Raw genomic sequence first — 22,529 nt, 5'->3', positions numbered from 1 at the left:
AAATCCATACCAACAAGGCATACATCGAAGGAAAGAAGATCAAACAACAAAAAAACGGAGAAGAAATAATAATTACCAATTGTCCCAGGAAACGCACATATGGAAAATCGTCTAATGCTTGCCTCTTCCTTCAGTCGATACCTTTATATGCCCAAACCGTGTTATATGGTAGCATATATCTCTATGAGGAAGCGATATGGAGTACTGGCAGCCGAAGATCGAGACGATGAATCGAAAACAGCTAGAAGAGCTGCAATTGAAGAGGCTAAAAAAGTCAGCCAATAGCGTCTACAAAAACGTGCCGTTCTATAAAAAGAAGTTCGACGAGGCAGGGGTCAAGCCATCCGATATAAGATCCGCCGAAGACGTACGAAAGCTGCCATTCACGAAGAAGACGGACCTGCGGGACAATTACCCGTTCGGGCTGTTCGCCGTGCCTCGAAGTAAGGTAAACCGCATCCACGCGTCGTCGGGCACAAGCGGCAAGTCGACCGTCGTCGGCTATACGCAGAAGGACCTCAAAATCTGGGCCGAACTTATGGCCAGGTGCTTCTACATGGCCGGCGTCCGGCCGGGAGACGTGTTCCAGAATGCGGCCAACTACGGATTATTCACAGGGGGCCTGGGTATTCATGCCGGTGCCGAGAGACTGGGATGCACTGTCGTCCCGAGCGGTACCGGCAGTACCCAGAAACAGATCGAGATGATACAGGACTTCGGCGTCACCGCTTTCCATGCGACGCCATCCTACGCGCTCTACATCGCGGAGACCGCGAAAAAGATGGGCATCGAGCCCGGCACGCTGCCCATAAAAATAGGGCTTTTCGGTGCCGAGCCGTGGTCCGTCAACACGAGGAAGGAGCTGGAAAAGGCTTTTGGGATTAAGGCTTACGACTCCTACGGCCTGTCGGAGATGATGGGCCCCGGCGTCGCCTTCGAATGCAAGGAGCAGGACGGCCTTCACGTCTGGGAGGACGCCTTTATACTGGAAGTCCTCGATAAGCGGGGCGAGCCGTGTGACCCAGAGGAAAAGGGCGAGCTGACGCTTACCACACTCTGCAAGGAAGCGATGCCCCTTATACGCTACCGCACGGGCGATATCACGAAGCTCATGGACGGCGAGTGCGAATGCGGCCGCACGGCCCGTAAAATAACGAAATTTTACGGCCGCGCCGACGACATGCTCATAATAAGAGGGCTCAATGTGTTCCCCAGCCAGATCGAGCACGTGCTCATGGACATGCCCGAGGTGGGCGAGTACTTCCAGGTCGTGCTGGAGAGGGTCAACCACCTGGACGAAATGACCGTCAAGGTCGAAATGAGCGACAGGGCTTTCTCGGGCGAGCTAGGGGATCTGAAAAAGGTCACTGGCATCGTCACGAAAAAGCTTAAGGAACAGCTAAACCTGCGGACTAACGTGGTGCTCGTGGATAAGGGCAGCCTGCCCCGGGTCGAGGGCAAGAGTAAGAAAGTCATCGACTTGAGGACGAGCATTTAATATATATTGCGGGCGATAAATCGTTTATTGATAATATAAAAGTCCATCGCAGTACGGACAGGGATGTTACAGCCCATAAATATCGCTCAACGTGCATAATATAGTGAGGTAAAATAATGCCCATGCTTGATTATTGGAACTCTCGCATCGAGAGAGCGCCTCTGGAAGAGCTGCAGGAGATCCAGGAAAGGAAGCTCCGCCAGCTCGTCGATAACGTTTACAGGTCGTCGGTATTTTATCGCAATCGCTTTAAGGAAGCGGGCGTAAAGCCCGAGCATATTAAGACCCTGGATGACATCACAAAGCTTCCCTTCACCTACAAGAAGGACCTCCGGGACAATTACCCGACCGGCATGTTTTGCGTTCCCCTGAATCAGGTGGTGCGGTTCCACGTCTCGTCGGGCACGACGGGCAAGCCAACGGTGGTCGGCTACACCCGGGGCGACGTGGACTGCTGGACGACGTCGCTGGCCCGGTCCCTGACGGCCTGCGGCCTGGGTCGCGGAGACATCATCCAGAACAGCTACGGGTACGGTCTGTTCACGGGCGGCTTAGGCCTGCACTATGGGGCCGAGGAGATCGGCGCGAGTGTCATCCCCATGGGCGTAGGCAATACGGAACGCCAGATAGAGCTCATGAGGGACCTCAATGCGACGGCCATTTCCTGCACGCCATCGTACCTGTTACATATGAACGAGGTGGCCAGAAAAATGGGCATCAGCATTAAGGACGATACCTGCCTGAAGGCCGCGATCCTCGGGGCTGAGCCCTGGTCGCTGGAAACGCGCAAGCGCATTGAGACGAGCATGGGCATCAAGGCCTACGATATCTACGGCACGTCGGAGCTGTCCGGGCCCCTGTTCACCGAGTGCGAGGAGCAGGACGGCATCCACGTCTGGGCGGACCACTTTTTATTGGAGGTCATCGATAAGAATGGCGACCCGGTCAAGGAAGGCCAGAAGGGCGAGCTCGTGGTCACGACGCTGTCCAAGGAGGCGCTGCCGCTGATACGCTATAAGATCGGCGACATCACGATCCTGAATAATAGGGAGTGTGTCTGCGGCCGTACACACCCGAGGATCATGCGCATCCTGGGCCGCGCCGACGACATGCTCATCATCCGCGGCATCAACGTGTTCCCCAGCCAGATCGAGTCGGTCCTGATGACCATCCCGGAGGTCGGGGAGCACTTCCAGATCATCGCCGAGCGGAAGGGCGAGCTGGACGATCTTACGGTCCGCGTCGAGGTCACCAGGGCCGCCTTCAGCGATAAGCTGGCCGACCTGATGAACCTGGAGAAGAAGATCCAGTACGAGCTCAAGAAGGTCCTGCAGCTGCAGACGAACGTGGAGCTGGTCGAGACGGGAACGCTGCCCCGGTCCCAGGGCAAGTCGCAGAAGGTCGTCGACAGGAGAAAGATTTAAGAGATTGCATTTCGGAGGATTGTTTATGAGTGGCACGATCAAGCAGATATCGCTGTTCGCTGAGAATAAGCCGGGCCGGCTTTCGAAGATAGCCGAGTCGTTGTCGAAGGCTAAGATCAATATCAGGGCTTTTACCATCGCCGAGGCGGGCGATTTCGGGGTGATCCGCATGGTCGTGGACGACCCGGATAAGGCCTATAAGACGCTGCAGGGGCAGGGCTTCGCGGTTTCGGAGACGGAGGTCATCGGCGTCGAGATGAAGGACGTGCCGGGCGGCCTCGCGGATATCGCCAACACGCTGGGCAAGAATAACGTGAACATCGACTACGCGTACGCCTTTGTCACCACGTCGAACCTCGCGCTGCTGATAATTCGCGTCGATAACGTGAAAGCGGCGCTGAAGGTCCTGAAAGCGGCGAAGATCCGGATCGTGGACGATAAGGAAGTCAGCAGGATATAAAATTTTAAAAAACGTTTATACTATTTTTATCGACATCGGCTTGGCGATTATTTCCCTTACCTCGAGCTGGTCGAAAGTTTCAGACTTTGCCGGCTTTATTACCAGCGCCGTGTCCACGCCCTTTTTTGTGCCGCCGAGGGCGATCACATCGTTCGTATCACCCTCATCGAGATAAGCGGCGATGATGCCCAGCTCGACGGCGACCTTAAAGCCTTCTCCCATGCGCCGGTAGGCGGTCTTCATCTCCGGAGAGTACGTATAGGGTATATCCTTGTAAAAGACCACGCGGGTGCCGTTACTCCGGAGCTGCGCCAGGATTTCGCTGGAGAAGATGTTCGGGTCAGTGCCCACGATGGTCAGGCTGATCCCGGTATTCTTAAATAAGTTGTAGGCTTTTTGGGCGGTCTGGCCGCTTTTCGAGGGGACCAGGACTCGCTTGATGTGATATTTAGAGGCCCAGTCTCGTACTGTCTTTAGTGTCGTATTCGTATTGCGTTCGCCGGGAGCTGTAAAATAATAGATTATTTCCTTTTTCATAAGTACCCCCGAATAATATATTAGTATGGATTTACCATTAAGCTATTGTTTCCACGCCTTGAGACTGAAGAGAATTTATTATTATTTTCTCTGGTCTATGAGGCGCTTCGTCTTTTTCTCCTGCCGCGGCAGCGTCCCGGTGGGCACGAAGACCAGCTCGGGCTTGAGTCCCATCAGTGTAGATGTCAGCTCTTTTAGCATATCGTCCCGTATCTGGAGAAGCTCCTTTGTGGTGCCGGTTGCTTCTACCTTTATCTGTAAATGGTCCATGGAGCCGAACTCGTTGCGGAAGGCGTATGCGTACCACTCGGGGCCGACCTGAGGGTACTTCATGAGCACCGACTCGATCTGGCCGGGGAACACGTTTACGCCCCGCACGATGACCATGTCGTCCGTACGGCCGCTCACCCGGTCGATGAGCCGGTGCGTCCGGCCGCAAGAGCAATAGCCTAACATCCGGCTCAGGTCCCGGGTCCGGTAGCGCAACAGGGGCATGCCTTCCTTCGTCAGCGTGGTGAGCACGATCTCGCCGCGCTCTCCTTCGGCGCAGGGCTCGCCCTTCGCGTCGATGATCTCCAGGATGAAGTTGTCTTCCCAGATGTGTATCCCTTCGTGCTTCGGGCAGTCCAGGCCGATGCCCGGCCCGAACATCTCGGTCATGCCATAAATATCGAAGGCCTCGAACCCGAATATGCCCTCGATCTTATCCCGCATGCCGTCGGACCAGTGCTCAGCGCCGAAGATGCCCACACGGAGGCCCAGGCTCCTTGGGTCGATGCCCATTTCTTTACAGACTTCGGCCAGCCTGAGCGAGTAGGTGACCGTGCCGCCCAGAACCGTCGTCCCGAAGTCCTGCATCATATTGATCTGTTTCTTTGTGTCGCCCGGGCCCATCGGTATGACCATGCAGCCCAGCTCTTCGCCGCCATAATGAAAGCCCAGGCCGCCGGTGAATAGCCCGTATCCGGGCGTTACCTGGAAAACGTCATTCTTTGTGACACCCGCCATTTCAAGACAGCGCGCGAACATTTTCGCCCATGTACGAATATCGTTCTTCGTATAGAACACGACGGTCGGCTTGCCCGTAGTGCCCGAAGACGCGTGCATGCGCACGATCTCATTGCGAGGGACCGACAGGAGGCCATAAGGATAATTATCCCGGAAATCGGTCTTCTCTGTGAACGGGAGCTTGTGAATATCCTCGATGCCCTTGATATCCCCGGGCTTCAGGCCCATAGCGTCGAACTTTTTCTTATAAAAAGCGTTATTATCATAGACCTTCTTCACGACTGCCCGGAGCCGCTTGCCCTGGAGCTCTTCAAGCTCCTTCCGTGGCATATGGAGGATATCGCTCATGGTGCTGCCACTATTAGCGTTGTCGTAAAATGAAGATTTTGCGTTCATTTTTGGGCTCCTACGTACAAAGATATACATAGGTGTATGCGGTAATATTAAAACCTTTCGTGCATAGACGATGGTCGCATTTAAAAAATATAACCGCGATATGTCGAAGGGATCTTCTCATTTAATAATTGTCCAGACGCGGCAGTTGAATGAAAACAGTGTATTCGACAGGCCCGATTTGCTCGCGAGTAATTATTGCGGCTATTCAGGTAAACGTTAAATATCCAGGAAGATACCCTGTACTATGAAACCGGCCCTGCTCGTCATAGATGTTCAGAAAGAATTTTTTAAAAGCAGCCCCTTAACTGCTCAATCGCTAGACAACGCCATCGAATACATAAATGCCGCCATCGCCTTATTCCGTAGTAAAGGCCTGCCGGTAATCTGTATACAGCATGAAGATGCGGAATCGAACCTGGTCCCGGGCACAGAGGGCTTTAGCTTGCCGGACAGCCTGAATATACTTAGCTCGGACGTCCACATCGTTAAAAATTATAGTAACGGCTTTAACAAGACCTTTCTCGCCGAAATATTGCGAGGACAGGGCATCGATACGGTTATTATCACCGGGTACTGCGCCGAGTACTGCGTCTTATCCACGTATCGTGGCGCCCTGGATCTAGACTTTACGCCCATCCTGCTCCATAATTCTCTCGCCAGCGGTAAGCTGGAAAATATTAAATTCGTTGAAGACGTGAATGACGTAATCTCTTATACGGCTTTGAAGAAGGTCTTAGAATAGGCCCGGATGACCGGCCCTGCCAGGTTATTTTCAGTTGAGAAATAATAGAATCAGAAAAGCGGTCGCCCGGTTTACGGATATCGAACGCCAGGACATTATCGTTAGATAAAAAGAAGGATGGATGCGAGATTAGAAGCCCGCATCATTAATAATATTTGCTGTGTTGAATATGCTCTTTTAAGTCTCAGAGTGTACGGAGGCACTATTTTCACCACAAAGGCACGAAGAGCACGGAGGCCCACAAAGACTTTTTTATAATTAAGATACAAATGACACAGAGCCGCTTTTTGAATTTATAATATATAAAGGCACGATGGCAAAAAGTGCTCTTGTTCATTCCACTGTGCCCTTGTATCCTTCGTGCCCTGATCGCCGATGAACCGGCTTTGTGTACTTTGTAACTTAATCTAAAAAGAAAACTTTGTGAGCCTCCGTGCTCTTCGTGCCTTTGTGGTGAAAAATAGTGCCCTCCGTGCCCTTATGAAGCTTAAAATACGGGAGTAATTCAACACAGCAATGATATTTAAGTTTCGCGCCCGAGCTCGAACGCCTTGAGGTTCACGGCCACCGTCTTCGGCGGCACGGACTTCGCGATGACGTCCTTCAGCGTCTCCGTGCTGATGGGCAGGTACTTCGACACGGCACCGATCATGACGACGTTGAGCGCCTGCGCGGCGCCCGCCTTTTTCGCCAGCGCCGTATAGTCCTCCATCCGGACTTCGGCGCACAGGCCCTTCATCGTATCCCGGATGACCTCTAATTCAGGATATGGGACCTTGCCCAGGTTCACGGTCACGGGCACGATCTTTTCGCTGTTAATGATGGCCGTGCCCTTCGGGTTGAGGTACTTCGCGAACCGCAGCGCCTCGAGGGGCTCCATGCTCATCAGGCAGTCGGCGCCTCCCGCCGGAATGAGGCTCCCGTACTTGCAGCCGATGCGGACGTGATTTTCTACGGCGCCGCCGCGCTGGGCCATGCCGTGGGTCTCCGCCGCGCGGACGGGCAGGCCTTCCTGGACGGCGGCTTTACCGATAATGTCCGAGGCGAGGATGACGCCCTGGCCGCCGACGCCGACAATGAGTAGATCGAACTTATCCATGCTTAAACCCCCTTCGCCTTGATGGCGCCGAACTGGCATACCTGCGTGCACATGGAACAGCCGGCACAGGTATCGTTGATGAACGCCTTGCCGTTCCGTACCTCCATGGCCGGGCAGCCGAACTTGACACAGCGCTTGCAGCCTTCGCACAGGTCCTCCACGACCTCGTACTGATGCCGGCGGATGCCCATCCGTTTTGCCGTAATGACGCACGGCTGGCGGGCGATTATGACTTTAACGCCGTCCGTATTATAGGCTTTCTTAAAGGCGGCCTTTGCGATCTCAATGTCGAATGGGTCGATCACCTGCAGTGACGGAACGCCACAGGCCTTCACGACGGACTCCAGGGATATTTCCGTCGACGGCTCCCCGAGGATCGTCTCGCCGGTCGCCGGGTGAGGCTGGTGGCCCGTCATGCCCGTGGTCCGGTTATCAAGAATAACGACGGTGATATCGGCCTTATTATAGACGGCGTTGATGAGGCCGGGAATGCCCGTGTGCAGGAACGTCGAATCGCCGATAGTGCAGGCGACCTTATTCTTAACGCCGGAAAAGCTAAGGCCTGAGGCGATAGTGATGCTCGCGCCCATGCAGAGGCACGTATCTACGGCGGCGAGCTGCGTGCCCAGGGTGTAGCAGCCGATGTCGCTGGCGAAGATGGCGTCGTCCTTGAAGACGCTCTTCAGGGCGTAGAACGTCGCCCGGTGCGGGCATCCGGCGCACATGGCAGGCGGCCGGGCGGGCAGCTCGAAGTCTAATTTAACGTCCCGGTCCTGCAGCAGCGGCTTTCCGGCGACTTTTCTTATCATATTCGATACGAGGAGCGTGTCGAACTCGCCCTCGTGGGGCACGTCGCCCGTCATCTTGCCGAGCACGGTATCGGCGTACATCCGGGCCTGCTCCTCCAGGAAGGGCGTTAATTCCTCGATGACGAGAATACGCTCGACGCTGCCGGCTAATTTTTTAATTAGTTCGGGGTCGACGGGGTAAGCTCCGATCTTAAGGTAGGAGACGGGGGTGCCTAAGGTCTCCATGGCCTCTTCTACATATGTGCTGGCCACACCGGAAGCTATGATGCCCAGCTTTGCGCCCTTCTTTATTTCAAGACGGTTCCATGGCGACTCCGCGAGCTCTTTTCGCATCGCGTCCTGTTTGGCGTTCAGCTTTTTAAGGAGTACCCGGGTATGCTTCGGCAGCACGACGAAGCGCTCGGCATCCTTCCTGAACTCGATGCTCTTCTCGCGGCCGGCGATCTCGTGGACTTCGATGTCCGACTTCGCGTGGGAGATCCGGGTCGTTGGCCGCAGCAGCACGGGTATCTGGTGCTTCTCCGAGAAGGCGTAGGCGTAGGCGATCATGTCCTTGGCCTCCTGGGGAGACTGGGGGTCTAAGCAAGGGATTTTTGCGAACTTAGAGTAAACGCGGCTGTCCTGCTCGTTCTGCGACGAGTGGCAGGCCGGGTCGTCCGCAGAAATTATGATCAAGCCTCCCACGACGCCAGTGTGCGACAGGGTCATGAACGGGTCCGCCGCGACGTTAAGGCCGACGTGCTTCATCGTACACACGGACCTGGCGCCCGCCCAGGACGCGCCGATGGCCACCTCGAGAGCGACCTTCTCGTTCACGGACCATTCGATATGAAAACGGTCTCTGGCCGACGGGGCCAGCGTCATGAGGATCTCGGAGGACGGCGTGCCGGGATAGCCCGTGGCGACGTCGACGCTGCTTTCCAGCAGTCCCCGGGCAATGGCATCATTACCCAGCATAAACTCTTTACTCATATGGCACCTTCTTCGTTGATAACTTAGAATTATACTATATAAACTTAAAGGGACGGCAGGTTGAATATCGCTGCCCCTGCAAACCTTTAACCGGAATATATTTAAAAGTACCCGTAAACTCTACTAATCTGATGGCTATTCCGAACGACATATTATCGGTGCTGCACATGGTGGCGACGCTGCTTGGCTCGATACTGCTGATCTTGCTCGCCGTCTCCCTTATCATAGTCATCATCGCGACCATCCTTCTGATCTATTCGCTAAAGACTGGCGATGTCCTTTTTCCCAACCAGCTTATCCTGGGCATCATATTTTTCGAGGGCCCCATCAAGGCGATCATGCGCCTTTTTGGCGTGGACGACTCGATCATCGACCGGCTCAGTATCGACATGCAGAATAAGGCTATGTGGTCCCCGTTCAGCAAGATACCCTGCGATAAGCGGGCGATCTTTATCCCTCAGTGCCTGCGCTCCGTCGACTGCCCGGCCCGGCTATCGCCGGAAGGCATCGTGTGCAAGGACTGCGGCCAGTGCCAGATCACCACTGCGAAAAAAGAGGCGGAAAGGCTGGGATATATGTTTTTCGTCGTCCCGGGCTCCAGCTTCATCGTCCGAATGATAAGGAAATACCGTCCGGAAGGCATCATCGGCGTCGGCTGTTTATGCGAGGTCAAGGAGGGCCTGGACCTGATGCATAAGCATAAGATACCGTCCGTCGGCGTCGTACTCGATAAGTCCGGGTGCGTGAGTACCGTGCTTGACTGGGATAAGCTCTTTGAGGTCATGCATGCGGGCGAATCGACGAGTAAGCCCTGAGTAGATGAGCCGGGGATTTCTAAGCAGAGCGGGCCTCGGGTATAAACTTTTAATTATTGTGCTCGGTGCAGTGGCAAACCTTTTAATGTTCATGCGCCAATATTTTATCAGCGTAAGGTGTCCATCATGGTCTTAGGAGTCATTCTCGGCGCCGTCTTCGGCGCGATCATCGGCTACATCATCGGATGGCTGTTAGGGTTTTTCCCGAATTTCAGCGCGGCGCTTATCAGCGGCCTGCAGGCTTTCGGCGTGCCCATGGGTGCCATGGGCGGCCTGGCACCGTTCCTGGCGGCCATCGGCTTCATTTTAGGCTTGCTGGGCGGCATCCTGAACATGATCATGAAAAGGTAGCTTAAAAAATTTCCAGTATTTGCTTTAACTTTTTAATCGCCTCGATGTCCTCAGGGCTGCCGCATTTCCTTACGAGGGCCTCGCATTCCCGTATCTTATCGATGCCCTCGCTGCCCCTATAGAACCGCAGGCGGGTGCCCACTATGGTGGCCTCGATCACGGCGGCGAAGGCCCTGTTAAAGGCGGGAAGCGTACACCTGGCTACTTTTACCGAGACCGGCTCAAGGCTTACGACATCCTTGACCTGACATTTGAAAATGATCCAGCCGGCGGCGTCTTTCAGCCTCGGTGGTACCCTGTTTTCCTCGAAGCGGAAATATCCGGGCGGCAAGTCCTGAAAAGCAGAGATGACATAGACACGCGGGTCCGAAATAAAATTGGCCGCTAAAAAGCCCGTATCCGAGACGTTGCGGAACGTCGCCGTATCGGAGTACATCCGGATAAAATACATATTTCCCTTTCGGACTATGCCCATGGGCGCAGCGTTGGGAACGCCGTCCTTAGAGACCGTCGTGACGATGACCTCGGTGATACCTTCTTTCAGGATATCGTCGACGGTTGTCACGGGCTCACACCTTCATGCCGTTCAAAAGGGCGACGAATAGGCCGGCGATGACGATGTCGGCCGTGGAGCCCGGGTTGATCTTCTCGACATAAAGCCGGTGGGATAATTCCCTGAGCGTCATACGCCTTTCGAGCGCGTCTACGGCCAGGCCCTGCACGTAGACGGCCTTCTCCAGATCGTACTTCTTCGCGATGAACGTGTCCGGCTCCTCGGCCAGGAGTTCCAGGTACGAAAGAACAATGGCGTCGTTCATGGTGCCGGCCTTGCGCCGGCCTGCGATCTTTTCGGCCGCGATGAACGTGCGCCGGAACCCTTCAATCCATTCCCGTGCCACCAGGTCATTCTTCGCCGATATCTGCATGATGTCGTACATGGTGATGCCCCGGCGGCTCAGCTCTTCCAGCGAGCTTTCGCTGCCCACGTCGAGCTCCTTCTCGCCGGAGGCGAGGCCCTCCTTATCCTTCATGCGGACATCGACCATGGAAAAAGCCCGGTAGAAATCGACCGCGTCCTCGATGGTTGTCTCCTTTACGATCTCGATGGCGTTATCCCTTAAGAGGTCGACGGGCCCGCGCATGGCGGCTTTTATTAAGGGAAAGAGGAGAATGTAGGCGCCGAAATGCGTGTTGCCCCCGCCCTGCCAGAGCACGCTCTCGCCCGACGCCTCGAGAATAAGAGAGCCAATGCCGCCTTCATTGCAGGCTTTTTCCATGACCGGGTACACGCCCACCGCCGAAGCCAGGAAATCCTCGTATTTCGTGCCCACGTAGTCGTGGTCCCGGTCGATGTTACCTGGCTTGGGGGTGCCCGAGACCTCGAGAATCATGGATAGCACGGCACAGCGGGCAATATAGGAAGGGGTAAAATGGCTGGCCATAAATACCTATAATCAAGTGACGACTTTTTCCTTATCAATATTCCTGATGATCTCTTCCGACAGTTTCTTTTTTAGGGCCGTGTATTCCTTGTAGTCGAGCTTGTTCTCGGCCATGGAGTCCTCTCTTAAATAGCAGGGCTTATTGAACTTGCAGCACCAGACCATGCTGCCGAAGCACGTCGTGCTGCCCTTTTCCAGCTTCGTGCCCTCGCCGAATTTCAATTTTATTCTGGCGAACTTCTCCGGGCTGAGGTTGGCGCGGGCGAGCGCGCCGTGGACCGGGCACTCCTTGATGGGCGGACAGCACCACGTGAGCCCCCGAAGGTCGCCGCCGCGGCAGATGTGCGACGGGGCGTTGTACCAGCCGGTCTGCTTCTGCTGATCCCCTGTATACGAGACGAGGCCCTTGATGAGCTTCGGGTTCGCCATGGCGGCCCGGGCCACCGAGATCATGTCCGCGCCGGCCGAATACATGGCCTGCGCCGTCTCATAATTCGTAATAGAGTTATTGCCGATGATAAAGAGGCTCGTGGAATCCCGCAGCTTCTTTATGACGTTCAGGTTGGCGCCCTTCACGCCCATGGCGTCGACGTGGAGTATGTCCAGGCCGGCTTTTTCCAGGATTCGGGCCAGCTTAACGTCGTCCACGATACCCGAGCGCATTTTCAGCGATATCACGGCGCCAGTCTTTTTAACTTCCGATACCAGGCGGGCCAGGGCGATGCGGTCCTTGAGCATGGCTTCGCCGGCGTTAATTGCGCCCATCTCTTCCTGCCGGCAATGGCCGTTGATCTCCAGGATAGCGCCATATTTTTTTGCCAGCTCTGCCGCCCTGATGAAAGGCTCCGGAGACGTGGCACGCACGTTAATGCCGATGGCCACACCTTTACCCGAGACTTTCTTGAGCTCGGACTCGATGAGAGCGAAGATGTCGTCGGACACGAATTCCTTCCGTCCCCGCCTGACCATTTCCCGGGACGCGTCCATCGTGGCCTCGTCCAGGCTATAGCCGCCTAAAAAGTATAAGCCCGCATCCGGAAAATTGCCGAAGAAATCGCTGTCGGTAACACCGGCCATCGATGCCACGGCCACCGGGTTCTTAAAGGTTACATACCCAACTTTCAGGTCGAAGAGATCGGACATGGAAACACCAAATATGACTAAATTAATGTACAAAGTTAAAAAAGTAGTTTTTGGTCGAAGGGCCGAGGGGTTACTTCGCCACGGCCTCATAGTACATGTTGACCTGCGCCAGGAAAGAGAGGAGCGCTTTATTGAAGGCCTCGTTCTTTTCCAGGACGGGCGCATGGCCGCATCTCTCGATCAGGATGACCTCGGAGCCCGGGATGGATTCCATGAACTTATAGGCGTCATCGACGGGCAGTATAGTATCGTCCTTTCCCCAGATAATGAGCGTCCTGGCCTTGATGCCCCGGATGAGCCCGGGAAATGCCTCGTCGACCGTCGACAGGTACTTCGAGTTCTTCGACAGTGAAGCCCGGTATGCGGGGTCCCGCATGCGTGCCCACTCCTTGTCGATAAGCTCCTCGTCGAGCGCTTTTGTATCGTAAAGCATGTTCGCCATATAATTCTTAAGCATGCTCCTGCTGTTGAACATCCGGATGTAGAGAGGAGAGCCGAGCACGGTAAGCGTGCGGATGCCCTTGATCAGCGGAGAAAAGCCGTTCGCGTCGACGATGACCAGCCGGTCCACCCGGTCCGGGTACCTCGCAGCAAAGGCCGCGGCGATCTCGCCGCCCATGGACATGCCGGCGATAAAGCACTTATGGATCTTCAGCGTGTCGGCGAACTTTTTCAGGAATTCGACATAAAAGTCAAGGCCATACGACACGTCAGGCTTATCGGAACAGCCAAACCCGGGCAGGTCTGGCGCGTATATCGTGAAAAACTTCGATGCCTGCCGGATTGTCTTATCCCAGACGTCGTGGGAGAACGCCATGCCGTGCAATAGGATTAAAGGCTCGCACTTCCCTTCGACGCGATAGCTTACGTTAATGCCGTCAATGAGTATTGTCTCTTCCATACCCATTCACTACCCATCCCTTTTTAATGAAATGGTGTGCAGGCAAGGCATATATACATTCTTGTCTATAAAAATAGAATAAATTTGGCTTATCTCTAATTATTCGAGCCTGGCGACACGGGCCACCTCCCCGATACGGGCGATGACGGGGCTTTCCCAGGAAGGCGTGAAGGCGAAGGTAAATTCGGCCTCACTATGCCCGATAATGAACCCCAGCACGTTCTCCAGCGTGGCGTCCCGGGCCTCGCATTCGAGCTCGTCGATATTCTCGGATTGCCCGATGGGATAGGTTTCGCCCAGGGCATCGGGGTAGACACCGAAGGGCACCTTCACGTAAAAGACATTGTCATAGCCGGATCGATCAATACTCCTGCTCGTCGTGATGAGCGCCTTGCCCTTGACCTGGAGATTATTGAGCAGCTCATTATGCCTGTAGACCTCGGGCCGGCGGCAGGACTCCGGGCCCAGATAAAAGAACGTGGACTTGGTTGCCGGGTCGGATTTCTCGATGTAAGGCGAGTAGTCCATCATGCGCTTGAGGCCGGACAGCATCTTCGGGTGGCTCCGGCAGCGCCGCTCGACCAGCTCCATCAGGTCGCCGTCGGCGATGCTCTGCCTGATGAGCCGCAGCTCGGCGAACGTGGCGTAGAGATTGTGCTCTGCAAGAAGCCCCGTCCTCGTCTTTTCGTCCAGCTCCATCAGCTCTTTTACCGAGTAGCCCGAGCAGACCGGACAGCTGCACGGCAGATGCTGGAGCTGGCTAAGGTGATAGGTGCCATCGACGGTCATGTACCGGCCGTCCTTCGCGTACAATGCGTAGGCGGCAGAATCGAAGAGGTCGCAGCCCAGCGCTACGGCGAGCGCCAGCATCATGGGGTGGCCGGCGCCGAAGAGATGGACGGGCGCGGCGGGCCCCAGTCCCATCTTACTGCGTATGACCACGTCGACCAGGTCTCTATACCGGTATGCCTCCATCAGGGGCACGACCGCCCCCAGCGGATAGATATCAAAATCCATGGCGTAGACCCTGCGACCCGCCTCTTCCCTCAGGTCCGGGTAGGTCGAGCCCTGCACGGGGCCGGCGAGCATCATCTTGCCCGAGTATTCCCTGGCGACAGCGAGCCGCTCCAGCGTGATATCGAGCTCATCCCTTGCACGGCCGAACGGCACGTCGGGCGGAGTGGGTATGTCCAGCGGCACGCCGATATCGGTGCCGATGTCCCGCTCGAATGAAATGATGGACTCGTTAGTGACTTCTACGGACCCGTATACCGAAAGCTGGAATGCTCCGGAGTCGGTCATGATGGGGCCGTCGAAATCGAGCATGGCGTGGAGGCCGTCCTTCAGGGCTTTGTCGTGCCAGCGCTCGCTTTTAAAAATAATATAGGAGTTCGTGATGAGCATCTGCGCCCCGTAGCGCTTCAGCTCCTTCGGCTCGATCAGCCGTAGGTTCGGGTTGATAACGGGCATGACTGTGGGCGTCTCGACCACGCCGTGCGGCGTGTATAGCCTGCCCGTTCGGCCTAAAAGGTCTTTGTTCGTTATCTCGAAAACGTCGGTCATCCGGTCACCACGACGCATATGACAAGTATGCATGCCCTATAAATCATTTATTCATTGATAGCCTTGAGCATTACGACAAACCTGCTTCCCTTTCCGAAGTCGCCGGGTATCCGGTCTTCCATCCAGATCTTACCGTTAAAGCTTTCCACGAGCATCTTTACGAGGAATAGGCCCAGCCCCATGCCCTTTGCCTTCGTCTTGCCGCGGCGGAAGCGCGTGAACAGGTTGGCCTTCATGTCGTCTGGTATACCGGGCCCGTTATCCTCGATCGTCACCGCGTAGTACCAGGCATCCCCTTCCTTCCGGGAATCCATGCGGATGTCAATGGTGAGAGCCCCCTCCGAATGCTTGATCGCATTGCCGATCAGATTCTCGAAAACATCGACGAGCAGCGTATTGGCCATGACCGGATACCGCCGGACGTGGCTGTAATGGGCATTTAAGGTGACGCTCCTCTCGGGGACCTGGGAATATCTCGCCTTCACTTCATCCAGTATTCTTCCAAGGTCGAGCACTTCCATCCTGATGTCATGGGCCCTTGCCTGCCGGAGCTTGATCACGTTATCGATAAGCCGGGAGCTATTTTTAAATGCCTCATAGGGCTTCTCGATAAAAGTCCGGTATTGCGGGCCCAGGCTTCCTTCCAGCTCCAGCGCCTGGAAAGCGAGCTCAAGATAGCTCATGCCGATCAGGTTCATGTTATTGATGTCATGCCCCATGAGGTCGATATAGAGCTCAGCCTGGTCCTTTGCCTCTTTTATCTCGACCTCGGCAAGCTTGCGCTCCGTGATGTCCTGGTTAATGCCGTAGACCCATTTCACTAAGCCGTCCGGGCCCCGCACGATCTTATCGGAAACGCTTGTTATATACCTTATGGAGCCGTCCGGCAGCAGTATCCGATAATCGATGCTGCCCAGCTTATTCCCGTCACGGATCATGCGTACGAACTCCTCGACCTTTTCCCTGTCTTCCGGATCGATGCGTGATAGATACCAGTCAAGCGTCAGCCGGACGGAACCCGGCTCAAACCCGAATATCCTGAACACTTCATCGGACCAGCTCATTTCATTCGACTGCGCGTTCCATGCCCAGTTGCCGACGTGGGCTATCTCCTGGGCCTTCGCCAGGATGAACTGGCTTTTGCGCAGGGCTTTTTCAGCCTGGCTCCGCTGGAGGCGATACCGCAGCGATACGATGCCATAGGCGAGGTTATTTGCCAGCTCCGATAATAGGATCACTTCGCTCGGGTCAAAGGCATCGGTCCTGTCCGAATAGATGGCGAGGGCACCGAAGGCGCGATCTTCGGACATGAGAGGTAAGCCGAGGATGGAGGCGTAGCCCCGCTTTATCGCCTCATCCCGCCAGACTACAAAGTCCTTATCCGTCAGTACGTTCCGGACGACATGGGGAGCCTTTGTACGTATAGAGGTGCCCGCCGGTCCCCGGCCGAATTCATTATCGGCCCATGTGGTCTGGACATTTTCGAGGTATCCCGACTCGTAGCCCTTCTGGGCCACCGGCTTCACTGTCTTTGCTGTGTCGTGCTCCGCATAGCCGATCCAGGCCATCCTGTAGCCGCCCGTTTCGACGATGATCTGGCAAACGTCGCTTAAAAGACTTGTCTCGTCGACCGCGTGGATAACGGCGTTGCCGCACTTCGAGAGCGCCTGCAGCGCCCGATTCGCCCTTCGTAACTCGCCCTCAGCCTGCTGGCGCTCGGTGATATCCCGGACTACAGCGACCATCACCTGGCGGCCGTCCATATACAGCCGCCGCAGGCTGATCTCCGCCGGGAAATCGGTCCCGTCCTTGCACCGGTACTTCGACTCGAACAGGCCGCCGTTGCCATAAAGCTTCCATTGCTCCCGCCGCATCTTCCGCTCCTCCGGAGTACGCAGCATATCAATGTTCATGGCCAGAAGCTCCTCGAGCGAATACCCGTATGCATTTACAGCCGCCTGGTTAGCATCGAGGATGGCACCATCCATATCGAACACCAGTATGATATCCCGGACGCTATTGAAGATCAGATGATATTTCTCAATGACTTCGCCATGCTTTTGCCCGATGACTACCATGCCCCCTGGCTCTGGCTACATTAGATAGCCCCTGCATTATATCGTTTCCGTATAGCGTTAACATGATAAAGGGCAGCTCATTCCTTCGTCTTTTTTCTGGGGATGGCGATGAACTCCCGTATCTGCATATCGAAGAAATTGTTCGCGTGCGCCGGCAGTATGACGCAGGCCGTATCGGCGCCGGGATACGTGCCCCCCATGGCGATTATCTCCGTACTGCCGTCCACCGGAACCTGGCCCCCGTCGGCCGCCATGATGCTGCACTCGACGGCGACCTTGGCGCCCACGCTGACCAGGGTCCTCAGTGCTTCTGCAATTGCCTCGACCCGGGACACACCCCCCAGGCGCCGGGAGATGGACCGCTCCACGCCAGATAAGGCGTGCGTCTGCTCCACGATGACGGCGCCCAGCGCCTGTAGCTCTTTAATATACGGCTCCTGCAGCTCCCGGGCGCCGGGCTTTGAGAACCCGACGTGGTGGCCGACGACTACGACCTTCACGCCCGTGCCCTTGAAAGCCCTCGCCGCTTTCACGCCCGTCTCGCCGCTGACGCTTGCCACGACTACGTACTTGATCTCCAGCTCCTTCGCCCGCTTCACGGCGAACCGTATCGTATCATCGGTATTTTGAGGACCCGGTTTTTCAAAATACGCAATTTCACGAGTTATCATAATATGACTATAAGTCATAATACCAATTAAATTAACCGGTATAGAAGAACGTTTTAAATGATGGCGGACCTATTGTAGCTATAAGATGAGGATCATCGGCTACTCGTCCATAGATAAGGCCCTTTTAACGGATACCGGCACCATCGACATATCGGACGATATCGGCCTAATATTGCGAAAGCGCGGCTGCGCAGGCCTGTGGGAGGGCGATAAATACGTACATTGTGATAGCGACGCTGCCCCGTTTTGCGAGCGCTGCGGGGGCATCCTGCCTGACCCGTGCGTCATGTGCCGTGGCGAGTGCACGAAGCGAGAGAAGACCTGCACGATAGAGCATTCCGTCTATCTGGCCATTTTCTCGCCTGGCCTGATAAAGGTGGGCGTCTCGAAGACGCGGCGCCTGGAAACGCGCCTGATGGAGCAGGGAGCCGATATCGGCCTGGAGATAGCACGCTTCCCCGATGGCGAGCTGGCAAGGAAGCGAGAGCGGGAGCTGGCGGCGAAGTACCCGGACCGCGTCACCTTCGAAAATAAGGTCGACGGGCTTTCACAGACGGTGAACGGAGAAACGCTGCGAGCCATATACGGCCGATATGACGCCGATAGCATTTTGCACTTCGAGTATTTCCGCGAGAAGCCCTGGATGAAACCCATCGTGCTTGAGCCGCACGAGAACATGGCGGTCTCCGGCCGTGTGCTGGGAGTGAAAGGCCAGGCGCTGGTCATCGAGAAGGGCAGCACGCTCTATGCGATTAACCTCGACGGGCTCGTCGGCTACGACGTCGAAGAGGGAAAAGGCCAGGTCAGCCTGCAGACGTCACTACTGGAATTTAATCGGCAGGGGGAAATATGAGAGATAAAAAACGGGATGAGCTTCTGGAGATCTATCGTTTGCTGCGAAACAGGTTCGGGCACAGGAACTGGTGGCCGGCGGATAGCTCCTTCGAGGTGATCATCGGCGCAATCCTTACTCAGAATGTGGCCTGGAATAACGCCAGTAAGGCAATTGACGGCTTGAAGCGGGCGAACATGCTCGAGCCGCTCGCGCTTAACGAGCGCGCTGCGGAGGAAATCGCTCCTTTGATTAAGCCGTCCAGGTTTTACAACATGAAAGCGATGAAGATCAAGAATTTTATGGACTTTTACTACAGGGAGTATGGGGGAGATTTAAGCGTGATGTCCGCCGAATCGCCCGCCGTGCTGAGGAAAAAGCTATTAGCGGTCAAAGGCCTGGGGCAGGAGACCGCCGACTGTATCCTGCTCTATGCCTGCGGCATGCCCATCTTCGTAGTCGACGCCTATACGAAAAGAATATTACAGAGATACGGTATCTTTAAAAAAGAGCCCTCTTACGAAGAAGCGCAGCGCTATTTCACCGAGAATCTGCCCCGGGATATAGAATTGTACAATGACTTCCACGCGCAGATCGTTCAACTTGGGAATTGTGTATGCAAGACAAGACCGCTATGTGGATCATGCCCCATCGCGGCCGTGAATGGATCGAAGTGCCGGTTCACAATAACAACGGTTCACAGATCCGAGTGAATAGTAAACAAAAGTAAACAAAAGTAAACAAAAAGTGAATTAAGGCTGGACAGGCTTATGTACAGCCCTTTCCACGGCCTTATCCTCGACGTTCACAGCTATTACGTGGTATTCACGCTCGACGCGGTTGCCGCGCCGCTCGAGGAAGCCCTCGTTGTAGAGCCGCGTCAGGTAGGTCGATACGGTGCTGGTCTTGATCTCTTCACCGTACTGCGCTTCGTACTTCTCCTTTACCTGTACGGTAGTGAACCACAGGCTCTTGAACTCGAACTTGAGGAACAGCCTGAGGCGTTCCTTGATCGTATAGTTGTCGCCCATCAGGTCGGCCATCTTCTTTTCCATGGCCGCCGGCTCATCCACGGATTCCCCGGGGCTGGCAAGGTTCTTAGAGATCGAGCTCAGGGCCTTCTGGATGGTCGTCATGTCGACGCCGTCCGCGGAAACGGTCAACTGGGTGATCTTGCCGCTTTTTTCGTCCACGTTCACTTTTATTTCCATCGGCTTCATCCCCATTTATCCGGGCCAAAGCCCGGAAAAACAAAAAGGCAGTCCAGCGGCCCAATCCACCCCAATGCCGTTACTGCACGCCGCCGACTGCCTTGTTGTTATTGCGTTTTTCCGTTTTTCCGTTTTTATTTAACCCAATCCAATCCCTACATTGCCGTTTTGAGATGATATTTAGTCGTCCGCTCTGCACGAATCCTATCCATCCCCATGTATAGGTGAAATCGTAGCATGCAGCCCCCACATGGGCTGCGAGCCTTTGCCGCTTAACGACAAAGCATACTAGTACTTCTAAGTATTTAAGTTTTTTGGAAAAACGGAGGTTTTTTACGGTTATTTATGACTTAAGCACATATTGCTACAGTTTTACAATGAATATGTACATATTTTTTGGTATATAATGGTTTGTGTGTGAATAGCCTGATCGATTTAAATTGAATTATTAAGCAAATTTATGGCTAAAACAAGTTATACTTATATTTCTAATCCGTAAATTGACTAGACGCTAATATTTTAAAATAATTTCGTGAGCGTGCGATAAATTAAGGCGATTGACTGTTAAGTAAATGCTTGCTACGGACGCGTTCACAAAAATCCATTCACACGTCCCTGTGAAAGAGCGCGTGAACGGCCGGCTAGCGTAAAATGCGGCCAACGTCAATATTTTTAGCGACTTCGTCCTTTATGAGCTTGATCTTTTTCTCGTCGTTGGGGTCGATGCGGGCGATCAGCTTCTCGATGGCTTCCGATGCCGACAGGGTATCCTCGCGTACGGAGATGAGCGGCACGCCCAGGTTCCGCGCCCGGTCGATGATCTCCTGGGAGGGCAGCAGGCCGCCGGTTAAAATGAGACAGGCCATAGAGGTGTCCAGCGCCGCGAGCGACACGTCGTTGCGGTCGCCGCCAGTGATGACCGCTTTATTGGGGACACGCTCGAAATAGCGCAGCGCCGAGTCCCGGCTCATGGCGCCGATGATCGTCTTCTCCACCAGATTATTCAGGTTCTCGTTGCCGGCCAGCACCAGGCCGTTCAGCTCCTCCACGATCTCGAAAACGTGGAGCGTCGTCAGGGACGGCGTATACGGCATGGAGCCAATGACGGGGATGCCCTTGCTCTTTAAAAAATTCTCTATGCCCACATCGTCGCAGAAATTCAGGATGACGCCCTTGAGCGGTATGCCCCGATAGTCCATATAATGCTTTATCATGGCAAGCCGGTCCAGCGACTCCTGATCCACGTTCGACAGAAGGATCATATCGGATTTCAGGCGCTCGACGATGTCGAAGCCCGAGAGGCCGTACAGGAAGCCGGCGGTGATGAGCTCCACGCCTTCCACGATCATCAGCTCTTTATTCTTGCTTACGCGCTCGTAAGCTTCCACTACCTGCGCCATGGTGAGCGACGGTATCGACTCTCTGGGAAACGGGCAGAGCTCGGCGGGGCTCGCCTCGAAATCGATGACCGACTGCATCAGGTAGGCGTCCTCCTCCACCTGCTGGCCGTTCACCGTGATCATCTTTTCCTGGAACGGCTTGAAGAACCCGGTGAATACCTTCGAGTTAAGAGCCAGCCCGAGGGTGATGACGGTCTTGCCGCTGCGGGGCGTTATAGAGCTTACGAATATCGACTTCACAAGATTAATGATTGGCGAGCGTCGCATATTAATTTTATCTCGCGGCGAGCCTTAACGGAGCTATGAGTAATATCAGAGACAGCTATAGAATTTATTGTATATTTAAAAACCATTTTAAGCTCTGTTACAATTAATAACCCATAATTAGCCTTTATTTTCTTAAATAGCACCTGAACTGCTGATTTTTGGCGTTTTTTGGGCCTAATGGTTTTATTTTTAGTTCATCAACAGTTCCGTGTTAAGGAGGCGTGGTTAATAATATGAATGGAAAAATCTTATTAGCGGCACTGGCACTGGTCGTGCTTCTGGTGGCCGCAACTCCCGCGATGGCCCAGTGCGGCGCCTGCGGAGGCATAGGGTGCGGCGCCTGCGGCGCCGTGGCGTATGGCCAGCCGCAGGACTGCGTGGCGACCGTTAGCTGTAATGTGCCGGTGACCACCCAGGTGCCGGTCCCGGTCTGTAACACGGTCATGCAGCCGGTCCAGGTGCCGGTAACGGTGCCGGTCCAGTCAAGCATCACGGTCCCGCGGCCGGTCTGCGTGCCCCAGGAAGTCCCGATACAGGTGCCCCAGGTCGTCATGGTCCAGTCGTCGATCACCGTGCCGACGATGACCACAGTGCCCCAGCAGGTCCCGGTAACGACATATGCGACAAGCTGTGTGACACAGGAAGTGCCCGTACCCGTGATGAGCACGGCATACCAGTCAGTGACGAGCCTGGTGCCCCAGGTCTACACGATGCCCATGGGCTCCTGTGCAGTGGGCGCTAACGCTCCCGCCGGCGGCCTGTCCAAGGGCCTGTCCAAGGGCGCGCCGAGCATGCCCATGAATACGGGCCTGGGCAAGGGCATGAATACCGGCCTCGGCAAGGGGTTAGCTACGAACATCGGAATGGGCAAAGGTATTTAATCGACAAATAATCGATAGCGAGCGTGCGA

The 22,529-nt window shown here is 55.0% G+C and carries 22 protein-coding genes; 9 read left to right on the top strand and 13 right to left on the bottom strand.

The features are described from left to right. Positions 1-196: 196 nt before the first annotated feature. The 3 genes from VMC84_RS12745 to VMC84_RS12735 all read left to right on the top strand — a co-directional run bounded on the left by VMC84_RS12745 (position 197) and on the right by VMC84_RS12735 (position 3,382). Positions 197-1,498 carry a phenylacetate--CoA ligase gene (locus tag VMC84_RS12745; protein WP_325381236.1) on the top strand — a complete coding sequence of 434 codons (1,302 nt, stop codon included), beginning with the start codon at positions 197-199 and terminating at the stop codon, positions 1,496-1,498. Positions 1,499-1,620: 122 nt separating this feature from the next. Further along, entirely contained in the window at positions 1,621-2,922 is a 1,302-nt protein-coding gene (locus tag VMC84_RS12740; protein WP_349256781.1) for a phenylacetate--CoA ligase, read from the top strand. Between the two features lie 25 nt (positions 2,923-2,947). Beyond that, positions 2,948-3,382, top strand: coding sequence for an ACT domain-containing protein (locus tag VMC84_RS12735; protein ID WP_325381232.1), 435 nt, complete (start codon positions 2,948-2,950; stop codon positions 3,380-3,382). Positions 3,383-3,397: 15 nt separating this feature from the next. On the opposite strand, the gene VMC84_RS12730 is transcribed toward VMC84_RS12735, so the two are convergent. Both VMC84_RS12730 and VMC84_RS12725 read right to left on the bottom strand, forming a co-directional pair. Continuing rightward, entirely contained in the window at positions 3,398-3,919 is a 522-nt protein-coding gene (locus VMC84_RS12730) for a hypothetical protein (RefSeq protein WP_325381230.1), read from the bottom strand. Between the two features lie 81 nt (positions 3,920-4,000). Then, positions 4,001-5,257, bottom strand: a complete 1,257-nt coding sequence (locus VMC84_RS12725) for a phenylacetate--CoA ligase (RefSeq protein WP_349256780.1) — start codon at positions 5,255-5,257, stop codon at positions 4,001-4,003. Positions 5,258-5,567: 310 nt separating this feature from the next. Here VMC84_RS12725 and VMC84_RS12720 point away from each other — a divergent pair, with 310 nt between their 5' ends. Continuing rightward, positions 5,568-6,065, top strand: a complete 498-nt coding sequence (locus tag VMC84_RS12720; RefSeq protein ID WP_325381226.1) for an isochorismatase family cysteine hydrolase — start codon at positions 5,568-5,570, stop codon at positions 6,063-6,065. Positions 6,066-6,588: 523 nt separating this feature from the next. Here VMC84_RS12720 and VMC84_RS12715 read toward each other — a convergent pair. Next, on the bottom strand, positions 6,589-7,164 hold the full coding sequence (locus tag VMC84_RS12715; protein ID WP_325381224.1) for an indolepyruvate oxidoreductase subunit beta: 576 nt from the start codon (positions 7,162-7,164) through the stop codon (positions 6,589-6,591). 2 nt (positions 7,165-7,166) lie between these two features. Further along, the gene (gene iorA, locus VMC84_RS12710; RefSeq protein WP_325381222.1) at positions 7,167-8,945 is read right to left on the bottom strand and encodes an indolepyruvate ferredoxin oxidoreductase subunit alpha; all 1,779 of its coding nucleotides are present in this window, start codon (positions 8,943-8,945) and stop codon (positions 7,167-7,169) included. Between the two features lie 131 nt (positions 8,946-9,076). Here iorA and VMC84_RS12705 point away from each other — a divergent pair, with 131 nt between their 5' ends. Beyond that, positions 9,077-9,760: a DUF116 domain-containing protein gene (locus VMC84_RS12705; RefSeq protein ID WP_325381220.1), complete on the top strand. Its 684-nt coding sequence runs from the start codon at positions 9,077-9,079 to the stop codon at positions 9,758-9,760. A 126-nt stretch (positions 9,761-9,886) separates the two neighbouring features. Then, positions 9,887-10,111, top strand: coding sequence for a hypothetical protein (locus VMC84_RS12700; RefSeq protein ID WP_325381218.1), 225 nt, complete (start codon positions 9,887-9,889; stop codon positions 10,109-10,111). 1 nt (position 10,112) lies between these two features. Here VMC84_RS12700 and VMC84_RS12695 read toward each other — a convergent pair whose 3' ends face one another. The 7 genes from VMC84_RS12695 to VMC84_RS12665 all read right to left on the bottom strand — a co-directional run bounded on the left by VMC84_RS12695 (position 10,113) and on the right by VMC84_RS12665 (position 17,909). Beyond that, a complete protein-coding gene (locus tag VMC84_RS12695) occupies positions 10,113-10,676 on the bottom strand; it encodes a DUF447 domain-containing protein (protein WP_325381216.1) in 564 nt (187 codons plus the stop codon). Positions 10,677-10,680: 4 nt separating this feature from the next. Further along, on the bottom strand, positions 10,681-11,511 hold the full coding sequence (locus VMC84_RS12690) for a triphosphoribosyl-dephospho-CoA synthase (protein ID WP_325381214.1): 831 nt from the start codon (positions 11,509-11,511) through the stop codon (positions 10,681-10,683). A gap of 54 nt (positions 11,512-11,565) precedes the next feature. Continuing rightward, positions 11,566-12,696 (bottom strand): methanogenesis marker 9 domain-containing protein, encoded by a 1,131-nt coding sequence (locus tag VMC84_RS12685; protein WP_325381212.1) that lies wholly within the window; start codon positions 12,694-12,696, stop codon positions 11,566-11,568. 70 nt (positions 12,697-12,766) lie between these two features. Next, on the bottom strand, positions 12,767-13,603 hold the full coding sequence (locus VMC84_RS12680; RefSeq protein ID WP_325381210.1) for an alpha/beta hydrolase: 837 nt from the start codon (positions 13,601-13,603) through the stop codon (positions 12,767-12,769). A gap of 93 nt (positions 13,604-13,696) precedes the next feature. Then, the gene (gene tgtA, locus VMC84_RS12675; protein ID WP_325381208.1) at positions 13,697-15,160 is read right to left on the bottom strand and encodes a tRNA guanosine(15) transglycosylase TgtA; all 1,464 of its coding nucleotides are present in this window, start codon (positions 15,158-15,160) and stop codon (positions 13,697-13,699) included. Positions 15,161-15,207: 47 nt separating this feature from the next. Continuing rightward, positions 15,208-17,238, bottom strand: a complete 2,031-nt coding sequence (locus tag VMC84_RS12670) for a PAS domain S-box protein (RefSeq protein ID WP_325381207.1) — start codon at positions 17,236-17,238, stop codon at positions 15,208-15,210. A gap of 77 nt (positions 17,239-17,315) precedes the next feature. Beyond that, a complete protein-coding gene (locus tag VMC84_RS12665; RefSeq protein ID WP_325381205.1) occupies positions 17,316-17,909 on the bottom strand; it encodes a pyruvate kinase alpha/beta domain-containing protein in 594 nt (197 codons plus the stop codon). Between the two features lie 85 nt (positions 17,910-17,994). On the opposite strand from VMC84_RS12665, the gene VMC84_RS12660 reads away from it, so the two are divergent. Together VMC84_RS12660 and VMC84_RS12655 are read left to right on the top strand one after the other, a co-directional pair. Continuing rightward, on the top strand, positions 17,995-18,762 hold the full coding sequence (locus tag VMC84_RS12660) for a DUF2797 domain-containing protein (protein WP_325381203.1): 768 nt from the start codon (positions 17,995-17,997) through the stop codon (positions 18,760-18,762). Further along, the gene (locus VMC84_RS12655; RefSeq protein ID WP_325381201.1) at positions 18,759-19,454 is read left to right on the top strand and encodes an endonuclease III domain-containing protein; all 696 of its coding nucleotides are present in this window, start codon (positions 18,759-18,761) and stop codon (positions 19,452-19,454) included. The genes VMC84_RS12660 and VMC84_RS12655 overlap by 4 nt, the downstream gene beginning before the upstream one ends. 39 nt (positions 19,455-19,493) lie before the next feature. Here the strand turns inward: VMC84_RS12655 and VMC84_RS12650 are convergent, their stop codons facing one another. Both VMC84_RS12650 and VMC84_RS12645 read right to left on the bottom strand, forming a co-directional pair. After that, positions 19,494-19,967, bottom strand: coding sequence for a hypothetical protein (locus tag VMC84_RS12650; protein WP_325381199.1), 474 nt, complete (start codon positions 19,965-19,967; stop codon positions 19,494-19,496). 626 nt (positions 19,968-20,593) lie between these two features. After that, a complete protein-coding gene (locus tag VMC84_RS12645; RefSeq protein ID WP_325381197.1) occupies positions 20,594-21,592 on the bottom strand; it encodes a DRTGG domain-containing protein in 999 nt (332 codons plus the stop codon). A gap of 260 nt (positions 21,593-21,852) precedes the next feature. Between VMC84_RS12645 and VMC84_RS12640 the strand changes: the two genes are divergently transcribed. After that, positions 21,853-22,500 carry a hypothetical protein gene (locus VMC84_RS12640; RefSeq protein WP_325381195.1) on the top strand — a complete coding sequence of 216 codons (648 nt, stop codon included), beginning with the start codon at positions 21,853-21,855 and terminating at the stop codon, positions 22,498-22,500. Positions 22,501-22,529 lie beyond the last annotated feature (29 nt).

It is taken from the genome of Methanocella sp. (assembly GCF_035506375.1).
Classification (GTDB): Archaea; Halobacteriota; Methanocellia; order Methanocellales; family Methanocellaceae; genus Methanocella.
Note: the sequence above shows the minus strand (reverse complement) of the source record. Positions and strands in the feature narration are given on the sequence as shown.